Source organism: Bacillus luti, assembly GCF_009739945.1.
Taxonomy (GTDB): Bacteria; Bacillota; Bacilli; order Bacillales; family Bacillaceae_G; genus Bacillus_A; species Bacillus_A luti.
Window position 1 is genome coordinate 3,574,967 of the sequence record NZ_CP040336.1, and the last position, 14,991, is coordinate 3,589,957.

Sequence of the window (14,991 nt, forward strand, 5' to 3'; positions counted from 1 at the left end):
AAGGTTATATAAATAGATTACCATTCTACGTTGTTCAACTTTGTCTATTATACATTGTTTTTGTATATTTAGCATCATTTACACATTAAGACGTTCTACTACAACAAGTATGAAGAATTCCTGCATACGTATTTTTCCCAGTCGAAACAACTACAGCCTTTGCATTTCCACCAACAATATATGTCCCTTTGAAACACACGTTTTCAAGTTCAAGTGGATTGTAGTCTTTCATTCGTTTTAAAGGAATAAATCGCTTACGCTCAAGATGATAGCAACTTTCAAATTTCTCAACACTTGCATCATTTCCTGTTAGCACAGATTCATTTACTAATAAATCATTCGCATAAATGATACGTACATCTGCTGGTACTGTATCACCTTCTGAAAGAAAAATCATATCGCCAGGAACAAGCTCTTGTACTGGCAAATTCATCATTTTCAATTCACCATTTAAACCTGTTACACTTGAACATTCTACTCGAGACACAGTAATTTTTTCACATTGTAATCCATCACGCACATGTTGTTTTGAAAGACCTGGAATCATTCCACTTAGCTTTATCATTACTTCTGCAATACGTGCTCTTTTTGAAATCAATTCATTTCGACCGTATACTTGAATACGTTTTTGTGCTTCTTTCATGGATAGGCCGTCTCGAGTTGTTTTAAAATACGCAAATACAGATTTCACATCTCTTGTTGCGATTTCAATTAATAAATCTTTATTTTTTTGAAGCATTGTTTGTTCTTTCATTGATTTTTTACTTAGTTTATATGATGTGTTACCCACAGTTTTGTTTGCATATAACATATTATCGTCTCCTCCTTTACAACATAGGAAGAAACGCTTTGTTTCTCAATTTATCCACTTTATCGTGAAAGTGTTTAGCGCTTAAATATGTAAATAAACGCTACATTATGATAAATATAGAGGGAGGAACAAGTCGTTTCCTGCCTACATCATATATTTTTGATTTGAAGTATATGGGTAACGGAACCGAGTCAGAATTCGACATGCTCCTCACCTCCTCGTTTATTTTTATAGTTTATACTATGAAATTACTCATAGATTGGTAACAAAAAAGACCCCTACTCTTAAGAGAGTAGGGGTCTTTACATACACAAATAAGCGATTTCTAATATCATTAGAAATCTACAGACCTCTCCCTCGTCGAGTTTTAGCACTGTATAGCATAGGTACATTACCAGCTACGTTAAGAAAAACCTTAATTCGATCATTCCTGTTGACCCATTGGCGTCTCTCGACATTTTTGGGCAGTAGCATTTCTCTATACAGGAGCCTCACCTAACAGAGACTTATTTTCATTACATAGAAAATGTTACTCTTATTTAAAATAGATGTCAACAGTAGCCTATAATTTTTTCGAAAGGGATGATGAAACTACATATAAACTAACGTAAAATTTTTAATACGTTATACAACCCGCAATTACAATCCCAATTGCAAGCGATAAAAACATAAGAAAAAGGCCGACTGCTTGATTATCTTCTTCGAGGCTTTTGTTTATATTAAAGCGTGGTGTAAGCCACTCAGCTAAATAAAAGACAATAATTTGAGCCAAGATCCCAACTGCTCCCCATGAAACCATATCAAGCAGTGAAATGGAATTAGCTGCTGTCGAATATAAAACAATTGCTAGCCCAAGTAATCTTCCTCCAAGCACATAGCTTACCGCCTTATTTCCTTGAGCCATTAACTTAAATTCCTTTACTTTCGTTGTCACTTCCATCAAAAAAAGACCAATTCCTAAAAGTCCGAGTGTTACTGCTAAATATAATAAAAAATTAAGCATTTTTTTCCTCCTTTTTCATACCTATTGGTAAATAGTACGATTCATTCCCCGTAATTTTTTCCCCAGCGCGAATACCGATACTACTCGCTTTTCCAGCGATTAAAAACGAACCAAACACATACGATAATTTCTCCATCCCTTTTTCAGTTTCTAAAAATATGACTGGAAGTTCTGTATATTTTTGAAATATCGGAAGTGACGATTTATATGTTTGATGTACATTTTGAATCATAATATTTTTTTCCTTATCACGAATCGTAATTGTGTCTCCTTCTCTACCAAATGAAGGCTTTTGAACGAAAGAACCTTTTCCTAAAAATAAATCTGGTTCTAAATATGTAGGTAACATATATTCTTTAATCCACTGTTGTTCCTCACGTGTATAAAAAGCCCCTGCTTCTGCTAATCCCCAAATAAGACACTGAATTGATTTTGGCTGAAGTAAAAATGCTGACAAAGGATTTATAATAAAAAGCTTTCCCGCTTTTACAAGTTGCAGCAGTTCCACACCTACTAAATCTCCTGTTTCAGGATCTTGATCCTCAACTAAATCTTCTATCGGATATGTTTGGCGATATAAAACATCAATCTGCACTCCATCCCTATCCACTAAAGCATCCTTTGTAATTCTAAGTTCTGACATCGGCACTACTTTATTTTCAACATGGCATAGCTGACTCAAATACACCGTCGTATTCCAATCCTCTATATGTTCGTGATGTGCTGTAAAAACAACATTTGGATTGTCTATTCCCTTTATTGCTTCCATTACGGCTTTTGTAACACCAGAAGAAAGTAATCGTTCTTGACCCAAGTTTGGATCATCATAGCCTAATTCTTCACAAATTTCCCCATTCATTTGAAAGCACTCCATAATAAAAGTTGGTGTATCGCTGTTAAATTCAAGCATTTTAATTTGGTTATCGCCCGTTAAGACGAAATCAAATCGTGAAATAACAGATTCAGGATACAGCCCTTTTATTCTAATAAAAGGTAGGCTTGCAGGTGGAAAACCAAACTCTAGAAGTTGCTCATCAGATAAACTCCGAAGAATTCTAGCAGTCTTAAAAAATATTTTCCCCATTCGTTCAGTTGCTAATTGTATTTGTTTCACAGCTTTTTCTGTTATTGAAAAAACATGAAACAAACTATACTCACTCTCATATAAATCCGACCAAAAATTCGGATATTTCACATAAAATTCTTTTCGTTTCTTTATGTATTGCGACATATTTTATCCTCCGAATCCACCCTTCGAACCACTTCCAATTCCCCCTTTAAACTCCGCAGACGATTGATACGACTTAAACGCTGATGAATTTTTGAAAGTGGATTTATTTTTATAGTATGTTCCCCCATAAAAGTAATGTCCTCGATAACCTGAACTACTATCATCACACTGCCATACCCCAAGTTCATCATCCCAATCCCAATCTGAACAACTATTATCATTCGGTTCGGGGGGAACATCTTGTGCGCAGCCAAATAAGGTGCCCGTCATTAAAGACGTTAACACACCGCCTACTAGCCATTTCGTTTTTGTCACCTTCGCACTCCCCTTTATAAAATATATTTCTATTATATAAGAAGCCATGATAAAGTAGAAGAAAAAGGAAGAAGAGGGATAGAATGCGCTTAGAATATCGGCTCAACGATGAAACAAACGGGTACCCTGCTTTATGGAACTACGCAAATATTTCTAACTCTGAAATCATCGCACGCATGACTTGTGAATATTTTATAAAAGAGAAAAATACATATGTTGTTACTGCAACTTCAGTAGATCCAGATGGAACGGCAGTTATATATATTCAAAAAGAAGTTTTTGCAAATGATCCTTCAGATCCTACATACTCCCATATAGGTTTTGAAATTAGAGAGCTCAGAGAAACGAGCTCAAGCATAGTTGATAGTAAAGATGTATGGAACTATGAAGAACTTTTACCATCCCTTCATTCAGATATTATATATATTCAGCGAGACGGCATACATATGGAGTTCGCCTTAGATTCAAGAGAGATCGATGAAGACAGAAAGTGCTATATTTATTATGGAAACTTCACAGGTGAATCCAGATAATATCGACATTTTTATGCAACAAAAAAACCTTACGTATAAAACGTAAGGTTTTTATATAGCCCCACATATGCCGTTCTCTCTAGATGTCCATAAACCTGCTCTCACAGGTGGATGCTCTCACAAATGTTTGTAACTTCCCTCTTAAAAAGATGGCCTGTTAGCTACATTTAAATATTGAACTTCCGTATTAAACTTATTGGTTTAAGACATGCATAAGCTACGTACACCGTAGGAATTGTATATAAGTTTAGTTGAAATAAGACCCCCGCACGTGCCGCTCCTCGTAAATGTCCAAAAACCCGCTACTCGCAGGTGGATGCCCTCACAGTTACCGTACATCTTCCTCCACAAGGAAGGCTTGATGATGGTCGCTAAATATTGAGCTTCCGTATAACTAACATCGGTTTTAGACATAAATAAGTTACGTACACCGCAGGATGTATTATTTACTTGTCGTTATATTATCACATTGTTTCCAATGTGTAAAATACAATCTTTTTCGAGCAATCTCTTGCTTGTGACCTTATTTTAATACAAATTTTTTTCGCATGCAAGTGATTAATCTTCTTCTTTTGCAATTTGATTTTCTGGATAAGAAATCCAATCACTCCAGCTACCTGCATACAATTTCACATTTTTGAATCCAGCTACTTTCAGTGCAAGGATATTGGGGCACGCTGTAACGCCAGAACCACAATACACTATTGTTTCCTTATCTTTCGAAAGGTTTTGGAATCGATCTTGTTGCTCAGCTTCATTTTTAAAGTGTCCTGATTCTAGCACTCCATCCTTCCAAAAATAGTTTACTGCTGTCGGAATATGTCCCGCTGTATGGTCAACAAGTTCCTCTACACCAGCATAACGTCTCGGTTCTCTAGAATCAATTAACGTAACATCTATACCTGCATGGATATTTTCTCTGACCGTTTCCATCGATACAAGCATATGGTCTTGTATATTTGCTCTGAATGTTTTTCGTATAACAACAGGTACTTCCGCTGTTATATATAATCCATTCTCTTTCCAAGCAGGAAATCCACCGTCTAATATATATACTTTCTCATGTCCTACATAACGGAGTAACCACCATAAACGAGAAGCATTTGCGCCAGCTTGACTGTCATACGCAATTACTGTCGTATGTTCATCAATACCAGCTTGCGAAAGCTTGTCTGCAAACTCTTCAATATTCGGTAATGGATGACGGCCGCCATGTTCTGTTACAGGACTTGATAAATCTAAATTTAAATCAAAATATAACGCATGAGGAATATGTTCTTCCTCATACTTTTCTCTACCCCAATTAGGATTCGCTAAATCAAACCGACAATCGATTATACGGACGTTCTCATCTTCTATATGCTCACGTAACCATTCGACTGTAACAATCATCTTTAACGACCTTCTTTCTCTTGCAAACGACTTACATACTCCATAACCATTTCTTCTGTAACATATTTACGCTGTAGTGTAACACCATTTTTTGCAAGATCATTAATTTGCTTTGTTACAACATTAATGACATCAACCGAAAATTCTTTCCCATTTGACGCAAGAGATACGGCTGCTTCAATAGCTGCTTCACGCTGCGCATCTAATTGTAAACATGCTTTTACACTTTCATTTTGTTTACGAGAATGTGCTGTAATTGCTTTATGTACTTCCATCTTCTCTTCCCCCTAATAAATAAGTTATACTTTCTCATTCAATTCCATTGCAAGCCGAATCATATCGCGACATACAATCCCATTTTCAATAATCTCTTCTTCATAATGCTTCGAAAAGTAATCAAAATCAATAGAAAAAATACGAAATCCGCATTTTTGATATAAGGCAAGCTGTGAAACACTAGAATTACCCGTACCAACTTCAAGTTTAGACATACCATATCCTTTAGCAGTTTCTACAGCATGCTTCAATAGCTTCTTTCCAATACCTTTACCTTGCATATACTCTACAACCGCAATATTCATAATTTCCATCGTCTTCGGCCTTGTTTCCAAAAGAACATATACACCGACAACTCGGTCCTCTTGCTTAGCTACATATGTTAATCCTCTTTGCACATATGTATTAATTTGCCGTTCACTCGGATCGGCAAGTAACAATAAGGATTTCGGTATAGCTTCTTTTGAGATATTCTCTATTACAACAGGCATCAAAATTCCCCCTTCTCTATTGTTCTAAACCCTCCTTGTCTACCATAAGTAATAGAAAGGAGGGATTCACCATGGACAACAATGAGAAAAAGTGCAACGTCATCTCTATTGATGGAAAGAAGAAGAAAAGCGACTCGTATTCCTATCCAAAATTAGTAGTAGAAAACAAAACATATGAATTTTCTTCATTCGTCTTATGCGGTGAAACACCAGACGGCAGACGACTCGTTCTTACTCATATGATTTCTACTGATGAATTTGCAGGGTTTGTAAAATCTTTAGATACTGTACTACAAAAGAAAATTGAACGAATATTTTTCTCATAACAATTATTTAACATAAATTTCTTTTTCAATTTCTACTAACTGGTTTTGCAGTTGTTCTTTACTTTGTTCATATAGTGATACATCAATCGTTTCAGCCAATGCAAATAATATACTTTCATAATAATTCATTATATCTTGCTGCATCACTGTTTGGAATAAGTTCCATTTTACATCCCACTCTTGCTTATAATGATGAACAAATAAATCTTTTTCATCAGCTACATAGTTTGATACGAACGGTTCTAATACCAATTTTGCATCCTCTTGCATAAGAGCTTTATCATTTTTTTCAAAAAAGCTTTTCTCATTTTTGAAATGTGCTAGTGCTTTTTTGAAATCTTTTATTTCAACTGAAGGGAACGGTTCTTTATGTGTAATATCTTTATATTCATACTCCACTGTTCCACTCATAGAAATTGATTCATTTTCTACTTTGCAGTTCACTACAATTTCATTCTTTGCACGCTTCATCGCTTCATCTATCCACTTTTCAAGGCGTAATGATGTCGCACGCATTTCTTGTAATAAATCATGCTGAATGAATGCTACTAATTCCATAACGCACTGTTGTAACTGCACTTTTACATTTCCATCTGTTCGAAGTGACGCTGGATTAATAAATTCAGTAAACACATCATTATAGCGTAGGAATAAGCGTTGTTGCACGTAATAAAGTAATTCTTTCACTTCATTTTGCATCGCTTGTTCTTCAGCTAGCACGCTATATGATGAAATGATATGAAGTAGCTGATCACGCTCTGCTTCATATTTTTTTGTTTGCTTCTCTTTTTCATCATTCCCCTGCTTTGCACCGTTTATCATATTGCCAAGAAGGTGATTCGCTCCTTGTAATGCGCCATATAGAGCATGCACAGACACAAGCATTAAATCTCTCATCATAAATGACGTGAACGATTCTTCAAACTTAGCAATCCCAGAGTTTTGTAAAATACCGTACTTCTCTTTTTCTATATTCTTTCCTTGTTTCTCTTCAAGCGCACATAAACTTGAAATTGCAAATAAACGCGGATTTCTAATACCGTATTGCAGTAACTGATCTGCGATGTAACCTTTTACCATTTCAAGTTCTTCCTCAGACTGTGCTAAATCAGCAGCATTAATTAAGAAGAACATTTTATCAAGTGCAAAAGTATCCTTTACACGACCAAGCTGAATTAAAAATTCACGGTCAGCACGTGAAAACACATGGTTATAATATGTTACAAATAAAATAGCATCTGCATTTTTAATGTATTGGAAGGCAACGTCCGTATGACGTGCGTTAATAGAATCCGCTCCTGGCGTATCTACAAGCGCTACCCCCTGCCTTGTTAAAGCACAATCATAATAAAGCTCCATATACTCAACAAAACATGATTTTTCCTCATTCGCTACATAATCAGAGAACTCTTCTAATGTAACTTGTACTTGTTCCCCTAAATGAGTAGAAACTGCATCATATCCTTTTTGTACCGCTCGTAAAAAGCTAAATGTTGTTTTTTGCTTCCCGCTTGGTGACGGATATTTTATAACTTTTTCGATTTGCGATAACGCTTCATCTAACGTAGTAATTTCATAATGAAACAGCTTATAAACAGCTTTCATATCTTCTAATAGCGCTTGTTTTGATTTAAACTGAACAATTACTGTTCCGTGTGGTTTTTCCTCTGTGACCGGCAAAATTTGATTAATCGTTGCCGTCGTCGGATTTGGTGAGACAGGAAGCACCTTATCACCTAGCAACGCGTTGGCAAATGATGATTTCCCCGCACTAAAAGCTCCGAATAATGCTACTGTAAATTGTTTCGTTTCCACACGGCGTCTTTTTTCTATTACCTCTTGCTGTACGTGCTTCAGTGCAGGCAATGGTTCTAACAGTGTTTCAGCTTTTTTTACTTTTTCTAGTATACGTTGAATATTTAATACTGCCGTTCCTTTCAGCTCTTCCTCACGAGCCATTACATTACCACTTATGACTTCTTGCTCTTGTAGGGTGAATTTCTCACTAACAATTTGTTTTTTATTTTGTAATATCTCATCTATTTGCAATCCTTCTGGTGTAGCAATATGATCATGCCAAATGTTTTGTAAATAACCCTCATACTCCTCAAAATCATTACTGTATTGAACTTGCGTTTCTTTCGCCGTTTGCACCATCGTGTATGTTTCAATTTCTTCTTCAATACGAGCAACGGCTACCTTCACCTTTTGTTTTAAAACTACCGCACTCTTATCAAAAATTTGCTGTGCTTTTATAAAATAACGCTTCTTCAGTTCATTCGCTACATCCGCTGTATAAAGAAGTAAGTAATCGCCAGTGAAACCTGCGCCTTGTTTAATTACTTCAGCCAACATTTCTGGTCCAAAAGCAATCTCTAAAGCATATATGTCTTTTCCAATTTCCTCTGTGAACAATCCTTCTTCTTTTAAGAAAGCTACAATAAATTCTTTCACATGAAAATCAAGTTGCGTTTCAACAGTCTTTTGCAAAGCAGAATAAAATGCTTCTAAACGTCTCTGTTTTTCTTGCTCCGTTTTCCCTTTCGCAAATAACAAACCAACTTTAAATTTCGTTAATTTCGTTTCTAAATACGCATTTGCCATTTCTCTCATTTCAAATGGCATTAAATACGCGTTATCTAATATAGCTTGCAAACCTTTTATAAATTCGTTTCTCACATGAGATTCTTTACCAGCCTCACGATTTTTAGTTTCAGTTAGCTCTTCCTTTTTTTCAACTACCTCTGCAATCGAAAGCGGTGATGCTAACTCTTCCTCATATTTCAAAAGATGCTTTTCATTTTCAGAAAGAATGAACGAGAAATGTTCTCCCAATAAATATTCTGTTTCTCTTTCCATTCCATTTCTTACATACTGTTCTTTTTCTTCCATAATAGAAGTTATTAAAGCTTCTAAGTTTCCAATTTCATTATGTGGATGGTTCATCATTCGTAATGACGTATAATAAACACCATCTACTTCAATATCCCAGTTAGAGAACGATTGTTTTACACTATCCTGATAATTCTCAAACGATAATTCATTTTCTTTATGTTTATCTATTTGGTTTACAACGAGATAAACCGTTTTATTACGTTGTTTCAATTCTTTAACAAATTGCAAATTCACTTCCGATTGAACGTGGTTATAATCCATCATATAGAAAATAACGTCTGCTAAATGAAGTGTCGATTCTGTTGCTAGTTGATGGGCATCATCCGTTGAATCAATCCCTGGTGTATCAACTAACATAACTCCTTCAGGGATTGGCGCATCATTACGATAAATATGAACACCAATTACCTCATCACCGTCTTTACAAATTTGTTTTAATTCTTCAGCTGAATATGCACCGTCATACTCATACTGTTCTCCAGATTTAACCGTTACAACAACACGATCCATTCCTTTTTCAATCTTGACAACGTTAGCGCTCGTCGGAATTGGACTTGTTGGTAATAACTGCGCTTTATATAGATGATTCATCATCGTTGATTTCCCTGCAGAGAAGTGACCGCAAAACGCTATCATAAGCTGTTCTTGTTTATATTTTTGAATTACTTCAAACAACTTTAAGCTATTCTCTGCATCGCCGTGTTTTTGCCACTCTTCATAAAAACAAACAAGTTTTTTCATACCGTTTGTCTGTACTATGTTTGTCATCCCCTTGTTCCCCTTTATCCAAGATGTATATACTTTATCCCGCTATTTGCAAACTAATAATCAGTAAAAGGTGAACCTCCCCACTCATTACAGTTTCACTTTACTATCATACTAAATTTTCAGCATATTCTCATTAAAAAATAAAAAATCCCTTTCATTCTTTTTACAGATGAAAGGGATTTTATGTCATATCATTCATTTTGCTGTTCCTACTCCATTTAAAACATACTTTGCAATAACTGCATATACAGCGACCGTACCTGCTACTAATGCATATACCATACTGATGCACCAACCTTTTTTGATAATGATTATCACTTTTGAATACATTTTATCATTAAAGAGAATCATTATCAACAACTTTCATAAAGAAAGCTCCTTCGGGAAAAGGAGCTTTACTGCCTGTTTTGAAGAAGTTTAAAACTTGTGTGCACTCTTATTATATCTCATCCTACATATCTTAACAGTTTTAAAAATTGGAAATCTCCCCTATCCCCTTCCTCTTACATTTTGTATACTAAAAGGGAATTACTTAACAAGGAGGAAAATAATGACACAAAATCTTACACAAGGCGAGAGGATACACTCCATCGATATTATTAGAGGAATAGCTGTACTAGGTATTTTTCTTGTTAACTGGCCCGTTATTGCCGGAGTTGACTCACGTGATATTACAGGAATTTACGAAGGGATAGACAGCTACATTCGCCTATTTTACGATATGTTTATTCAAACGAAATTTTATACAATTTTTTCGTTTTTATTCGGATTAGGTTTTTATATTTTTATGAATCGTGCTGAGGCGAAAACAGATCGCCCAAAAACTTTATTTGTTCGTCGCTTGCTTATTTTATTATTATTTGGTTTCTTGCATTACGTTCTTTTATGGGACGGAGACATTTTACATACTTATGCAATTACTGGTTTTTTCTTATTTTTATTTTATAAGAGAGAGCCACGAACTATTTTAATTTGGTCAATTGTACTATTAAGTTTCATGCAACTGTTCTCATTATTAGGTTCTCTCCTCATGTTAATCGTGCCAGTAGAAGAGTTAGGCCTTTCCACAGCAATTATGCCGTTAGAAAACTGGGGCTTACAAATCACAGACAGATTTCATTCTTTCTATTCTGAAGCAATAAGTAACAGTCTTATTATGCTTCCTGAAACACTAGGATTGTTTTTACTCGGATTATATGCCGGTAAAAAAGATATTTTCCGCCGTGCCAAAGAATTAGATCCAAAACTAAAGAAATGGCAAATTATTATGTTTGTTTTAACATTGCCGATGTGGTTTATTATGGTTTACTTCTTTATGAATAATCAACCATACATGCCGTTTTCACTTATGGGTATCACGATGATAAGTGGAAAAACATTATTCATCTTCTACATTTTCACGCTGATGCGTTTATTACAAAAAGAAAAATGGCAAAACTTATTACGTCCATTCCAATACGTTGGACGAATGGCGTTAACAAATTACATCTCACATACAATTGTTACATTACTTGTATTCGGACTATTGTTCAAAAATGATTATCTTGCACCATTATGGGTAGGGCCACTATTTTGCATCGGTTTCTACACGCTGCAAATCTTTATTAGCCGCTGGTGGCTGTCACGTTATCAATATGGGCCACTTGAGTACATTTGGCGTCTTGGTACGTACGGGAAAATGATGCCACTTAAAAAGAAAAGCAAGGTCTCATAACGAGACCTTGCTTTTTTACGCTTCTCTTACCGCACTTTGTATCGGAACTGGTTCATCCTTTACTTTCACTTTACGCTGCGGCACCATATTAAACACAATATTTAACAATACTGCTGATGCACTTCCAAGTACAATTCCGTTATCAGTTAAAATACGAATGTTTTCAGGAAGTTGTGAGAATAACGTTGGAACGACTGTAACTCCAAGGCCGATTCCGACAGAACATGCAACAATTAATAAGTTTTCTTGTTTGCCAAAATCAACGCTACTTAACATTTTAATACCATATGCCATTACCATACCGAACATTGCTAACATCGCACCGCCAAGTACTGATTTCGGAATAATTGTTGTAATAGCTGCGATTTTTGGAATGAATCCAAGAACGATTAACATACCACCACAAGTGTAAATAATAACGCGATTTCTTACTCCAGTTAATTGAACAAGCCCTACGTTTTGAGAGTATGTTGTATATGGGAAGGCGTTGAAAATACCACCTAACACCATCGCTAATCCTTCTGCACGATAACCTTTTGTTAATTCTTTTTCACCAATCTTTTTATTGCAAATATCAGATAATGCAAAGTAAACACCTGTTGCTTCTACAATCCCTACGCAAGCAACGAGAATCATCGTAATAATTGGCGTTAATTCAAATGTTGGTGTACCGAAGTAAAATGGCTGAATACCATGGAACCAATCCGCTTCTCCAACCGCTTGCAAGCTTACTTTCCCCATAAATGCTGCAACGATTGTACCGAACAATAGACCTAGTAAAATAGAGATTGAACGGATAAACCCGTCAAAGAAACGATACATAATGATGATAAATAGTAACACACCAAATGCTAATGCTAAATTTTCAAGACTACCGAAATCCTTACTTCCTACTCCTCCAGCCATATCATTAATAGCTGCTGGAACAAGTGTAACTCCAATTACCGTAACAACAGAACCTGTTACAACAGGCGGGAAAAGCTTTACAAGTTTCCCAAATAGCTTTGCAAAAATAACAACGAATAATCCAGCAGCAATAATCGCTCCATAAATAGAAGACACACCGTATTGTTTCCCAATTGCAATCATCGGTCCAACCGCTGTAAATGTACACCCAAGTACAACGGGAAGTCCAATACCGAAAAAGCGATTTGATAATGCTTGTAAAATCGTTGCAACGCCGCACATCAATAAGTCAATCGATACTAAATATGTTAACTCTTTTTGATTTAAACCAAGTCCGCCGCCCACAATAAGAGGAACGATAATTGCACCAGCATACATGGCAAGCATATGCTGCATACCAAGCGATGCGATTTTAAATGGATGCTGCTTCATCGTTATTTCACCTCCGCAGTTTCTTGCTGTACAAATGTAACTGTGCCGTTATCAAGTGATGCAATTTCTGCTAGTGACTCAACCCGAACACCTTGTTCACGAAGTTTCTTTCCTCCATCTTGAAATGCTTTTTCAATAACAATTCCAATCCCTGCAATACTTGCTCCAGCTTGCTCCACTAAACTCATTAAACCTAAAGCAGCCTGACCGTTTGCTAAAAAGTCATCGATGATTAACACGCGATCATTTTCATCGATATGATTTCGAGATAATGAAATTTCATTCGTTTCTTGTTTTGTAAATGAATATACGTTTGCAACATACATATTATCTTGTAACGTTAACGATTTACGTTTTCTTGCAAAGATTACTTTTACACCAAGCTCTAATGCAGCCATAACCGCTGGTGCAATGCCTGAAGATTCAATCGTCACGATTTTTGTAATGTTCTCTTCTTTAAAACGTTTAGCAAATTCTTTTCCAATCTCTTGCATAAGTACTGGGTCAATTTGATGATTTAAAAATGCATCTACCTTTAATACGTCACCAGATAAAACCTTTCCTTCATTCAAAATCTTTTCTTGTAATACTTTCATGTTTGTTCCCCCTCTTATGCAATAAAAAACTCCAAAAGCCGCCACCACTCGTTACAAGTGAGAGACGCGCTTTTGGAGTTTCGCAAAAAAGAATGCTAAACAAGCAAATATATTCGTCCTCACTCATAGTCAAAGTATTTACGGTACTTCGGTAGAAACTTGCAGGCCATATCCCCGCGATTATATGAGTGTAGCTAACTATTTATTTTATAGAAGGATTATAACGCACTTTTTACACTTTGAAAAGCATTTCTTAATAAAACACGTACAAATTTTATAAAAACATCATTTTCGTTCGAGTTTTGCAAACTCTTACATTTCATCTCACAGAGTCGTTAAAATGATTGGTCCGTCTTTTGTAATCGCAATGGTATGTTCATATTGAGCTGATAATTTTCTGTCCATCGTTCTTGCAGTCCATCCATTTAAATCAACTTTAGAGTATCGCATACCTACATTTACAATCGGCTCAATTGTAATTACCATTCCTTCTTGTAGCTTAGGTCCTTGTCCAGGTTTACCAAAATGAAAAATTGCTGGTTCTTCATGAATCTCCTTACCGATTCCATGCCCCGTAAAGTCTCTTGCAACTGAAAATCCTTCAGCGGCTACATAACTTTCAATTGCATAACCAATATCCCCTACATGATTACCGATTATAGCCTGATCAATCCCTTTATACAAAGCATTCTCAGCTACTAACAACAACCTTTCTGCTTCATCAGAAATTTTTCCAACTATATACGTCCAAGCGGAATCTGAAAGACCACCATTTAAGTTTACTACCATGTCAATTGTTACAATATCGCCCTCAGTTAAAGGAACATCGGCCGGAAATCCATGACACATTTCATCGTTTACAGATGCACATATCGCATATGGATATCCGTTGTAACCTTTCTGCTCAGACGTTGCACCATGCTTTTCTAAATATGCTTCAACAAACGTTTCAATTTCTTTTGTCGTAATACCTGGTTTTATCATTTTCGCAATTTCTTTATGACATGAAGCGAGTAATTTTCCAGATTCATGCATTAAATCTATTTCATTTTTCGTTTTAATTGTGCTCATGCTGCCTCTCCTTACTAAACTTCTAATTATAAAAGCAAACATCACTTTTCTATTTTTCAAATGTAGATTCTTATTAAATTCGTTTTTTTAATATTACATCTAGTACTTTTGATTGATGTTTACTTATAAACAAAGTATATTGTTACTATACTATTAAAAGGAGGATTATTAAAGATGATGCATGCAGGAAGACTACGTCAGCAAACTTTGAACACGAAGTAACTTAATATG

General features: G+C 35.6%; 15 protein-coding genes, 2 other RNA genes and 2 riboswitches. Of the genes, 3 read left to right on the forward strand and 14 right to left on the reverse strand.

Features of this window, described 5'->3' with window-relative positions; genetic code table 11:
* Positions 1 to 85: 85 nt before the first annotated feature.
* From EUC40_RS18065 to EUC40_RS18080, 4 genes are all read right to left on the reverse strand, one after another.
* Positions 86 to 811, reverse strand: coding sequence for a P-type ATPase actuator domain-containing protein (locus EUC40_RS18065; protein WP_000964965.1), 726 nt, complete (start codon positions 809 to 811; stop codon positions 86 to 88).
* A 346-nt stretch (positions 812 to 1,157) separates the two neighbouring features.
* Positions 1,158 to 1,321: riboswitch (M-box (ykoK) riboswitch) on the reverse strand.
* 106 nt (positions 1,322 to 1,427) lie between these two features.
* Positions 1,428 to 1,814 (reverse strand): DUF350 domain-containing protein, encoded by a 387-nt coding sequence (locus tag EUC40_RS18070; protein WP_000931540.1) that lies wholly within the window; start codon positions 1,812 to 1,814, stop codon positions 1,428 to 1,430.
* Positions 1,807 to 3,045, reverse strand: coding sequence for a glutathionylspermidine synthase family protein (locus tag EUC40_RS18075; RefSeq protein ID WP_156576212.1), 1,239 nt, complete (start codon positions 3,043 to 3,045; stop codon positions 1,807 to 1,809). Before EUC40_RS18075 ends, EUC40_RS18070 begins: the two co-directional genes overlap by 8 nt.
* A gap of 3 nt (positions 3,046 to 3,048) precedes the next feature.
* Positions 3,049 to 3,360 (reverse strand): hypothetical protein, encoded by a 312-nt coding sequence (locus tag EUC40_RS18080; RefSeq protein WP_000169016.1) that lies wholly within the window; start codon positions 3,358 to 3,360, stop codon positions 3,049 to 3,051.
* 83 nt (positions 3,361 to 3,443) lie between these two features.
* Here EUC40_RS18080 and EUC40_RS18085 point away from each other — a divergent pair, with 83 nt between their 5' ends.
* Positions 3,444 to 3,893, forward strand: a complete 450-nt coding sequence (locus tag EUC40_RS18085) for a hypothetical protein (protein WP_001235543.1) — start codon at positions 3,444 to 3,446, stop codon at positions 3,891 to 3,893.
* 54 nt (positions 3,894 to 3,947) lie between these two features.
* On the opposite strand, the gene ssrS (EUC40_RS18090) is transcribed toward EUC40_RS18085, so the two are convergent.
* The 5 genes from ssrS (EUC40_RS18090) to EUC40_RS18110 form a co-directional block, all read right to left on the reverse strand.
* Positions 3,948 to 4,131, reverse strand: a non-coding RNA gene (gene ssrS / locus EUC40_RS18090) — 6S RNA.
* A gap of 21 nt (positions 4,132 to 4,152) precedes the next feature.
* Positions 4,153 to 4,335: non-coding RNA, 6S RNA (gene ssrS / locus EUC40_RS18095), on the reverse strand.
* A gap of 116 nt (positions 4,336 to 4,451) precedes the next feature.
* Positions 4,452 to 5,285: a sulfurtransferase gene (locus EUC40_RS18100; RefSeq protein ID WP_156576213.1), complete on the reverse strand. Its 834-nt coding sequence runs from the start codon at positions 5,283 to 5,285 to the stop codon at positions 4,452 to 4,454.
* 2 nt (positions 5,286 to 5,287) lie between these two features.
* The gene (locus tag EUC40_RS18105; RefSeq protein WP_000451820.1) at positions 5,288 to 5,560 is read right to left on the reverse strand and encodes a YpbS family protein; all 273 of its coding nucleotides are present in this window, start codon (positions 5,558 to 5,560) and stop codon (positions 5,288 to 5,290) included.
* Between the two features lie 24 nt (positions 5,561 to 5,584).
* Positions 5,585 to 6,052, reverse strand: coding sequence for a GNAT family N-acetyltransferase (locus EUC40_RS18110; RefSeq protein ID WP_156576214.1), 468 nt, complete (start codon positions 6,050 to 6,052; stop codon positions 5,585 to 5,587).
* Positions 6,053 to 6,123: 71 nt separating this feature from the next.
* On the opposite strand from EUC40_RS18110, the gene EUC40_RS18115 reads away from it, so the two are divergent.
* Entirely contained in the window at positions 6,124 to 6,378 is a 255-nt protein-coding gene (locus EUC40_RS18115; protein ID WP_000369735.1) for a DUF3931 domain-containing protein, read from the forward strand.
* Between the two features lie 3 nt (positions 6,379 to 6,381).
* Here the strand turns inward: EUC40_RS18115 and EUC40_RS18120 are convergent, their stop codons facing one another.
* Together EUC40_RS18120 and EUC40_RS27020 are read right to left on the reverse strand one after the other, a co-directional pair.
* Complete coding sequence (locus EUC40_RS18120; RefSeq protein ID WP_156576215.1) at positions 6,382 to 10,041, reverse strand: dynamin family protein; 3,660 nt, start codon at positions 10,039 to 10,041, stop codon at positions 6,382 to 6,384.
* A gap of 195 nt (positions 10,042 to 10,236) precedes the next feature.
* Positions 10,237 to 10,392 carry a hypothetical protein gene (locus tag EUC40_RS27020; protein WP_166702210.1) on the reverse strand — a complete coding sequence of 52 codons (156 nt, stop codon included), beginning with the start codon at positions 10,390 to 10,392 and terminating at the stop codon, positions 10,237 to 10,239.
* Between the two features lie 199 nt (positions 10,393 to 10,591).
* Between EUC40_RS27020 and EUC40_RS18125 the strand changes: the two genes are divergently transcribed.
* Positions 10,592 to 11,755 (forward strand): DUF418 domain-containing protein, encoded by a 1,164-nt coding sequence (locus tag EUC40_RS18125; protein WP_156576216.1) that lies wholly within the window; start codon positions 10,592 to 10,594, stop codon positions 11,753 to 11,755.
* A gap of 15 nt (positions 11,756 to 11,770) precedes the next feature.
* Here EUC40_RS18125 and pbuX read toward each other — a convergent pair whose 3' ends face one another.
* From pbuX to EUC40_RS18140, 3 genes are all read right to left on the reverse strand, one after another.
* Positions 11,771 to 13,093, reverse strand: a complete 1,323-nt coding sequence (gene pbuX, locus EUC40_RS18130) for a xanthine permease PbuX (RefSeq protein WP_071709743.1) — start codon at positions 13,091 to 13,093, stop codon at positions 11,771 to 11,773.
* A gap of 2 nt (positions 13,094 to 13,095) precedes the next feature.
* Positions 13,096 to 13,689 carry a xanthine phosphoribosyltransferase gene (locus EUC40_RS18135; protein ID WP_000866483.1) on the reverse strand — a complete coding sequence of 198 codons (594 nt, stop codon included), beginning with the start codon at positions 13,687 to 13,689 and terminating at the stop codon, positions 13,096 to 13,098.
* A 106-nt stretch (positions 13,690 to 13,795) separates the two neighbouring features.
* A riboswitch (purine riboswitch) is annotated at positions 13,796 to 13,897 on the reverse strand.
* Positions 13,898 to 14,013: 116 nt separating this feature from the next.
* Complete coding sequence (locus tag EUC40_RS18140; protein WP_156576217.1) at positions 14,014 to 14,760, reverse strand: type I methionyl aminopeptidase; 747 nt, start codon at positions 14,758 to 14,760, stop codon at positions 14,014 to 14,016.
* Positions 14,761 to 14,991: the final 231 nt, after the last annotated feature.

Coding starts and splice junctions, on each gene's coding strand:
- EUC40_RS18075 (WP_156576212.1), bottom strand. CDS start 3,045: ATGTCGCAATACATAAAGAAACGAAAAGAATTTTATGTGAAATATCCG.
- EUC40_RS18100 (WP_156576213.1), bottom strand. CDS start 5,285: ATGATTGTTACAGTCGAATGGTTACGTGAGCATATAGAAGATGAGAAC.
- EUC40_RS18085 (WP_001235543.1), top strand. CDS start 3,444: ATGCGCTTAGAATATCGGCTCAACGATGAAACAAACGGGTACCCTGCT.
- EUC40_RS18110 (WP_156576214.1), bottom strand. CDS start 6,052: ATGCCTGTTGTAATAGAGAATATCTCAAAAGAAGCTATACCGAAATCC.
- EUC40_RS18120 (WP_156576215.1), bottom strand. CDS start 10,041: ATGACAAACATAGTACAGACAAACGGTATGAAAAAACTTGTTTGTTTT.
- EUC40_RS18140 (WP_156576217.1), bottom strand. CDS start 14,760: ATGAGCACAATTAAAACGAAAAATGAAATAGATTTAATGCATGAATCT.
- EUC40_RS18125 (WP_156576216.1), top strand. CDS start 10,592: ATGACACAAAATCTTACACAAGGCGAGAGGATACACTCCATCGATATT.
- pbuX (WP_071709743.1), bottom strand. CDS start 13,093: ATGAAGCAGCATCCATTTAAAATCGCATCGCTTGGTATGCAGCATATG.
- EUC40_RS18135 (WP_000866483.1), bottom strand. CDS start 13,689: ATGAAAGTATTACAAGAAAAGATTTTGAATGAAGGAAAGGTTTTATCT.
- EUC40_RS18105 (WP_000451820.1), bottom strand. CDS start 5,560: ATGGAAGTACATAAAGCAATTACAGCACATTCTCGTAAACAAAATGAA.
- EUC40_RS18115 (WP_000369735.1), top strand. CDS start 6,124: ATGGACAACAATGAGAAAAAGTGCAACGTCATCTCTATTGATGGAAAG.
- EUC40_RS18070 (WP_000931540.1), bottom strand. CDS start 1,814: ATGCTTAATTTTTTATTATATTTAGCAGTAACACTCGGACTTTTAGGA.
- EUC40_RS18065 (WP_000964965.1), bottom strand. CDS start 811: ATGTTATATGCAAACAAAACTGTGGGTAACACATCATATAAACTAAGT.
- EUC40_RS27020 (WP_166702210.1), bottom strand. CDS start 10,392: ATGATTCTCTTTAATGATAAAATGTATTCAAAAGTGATAATCATTATC.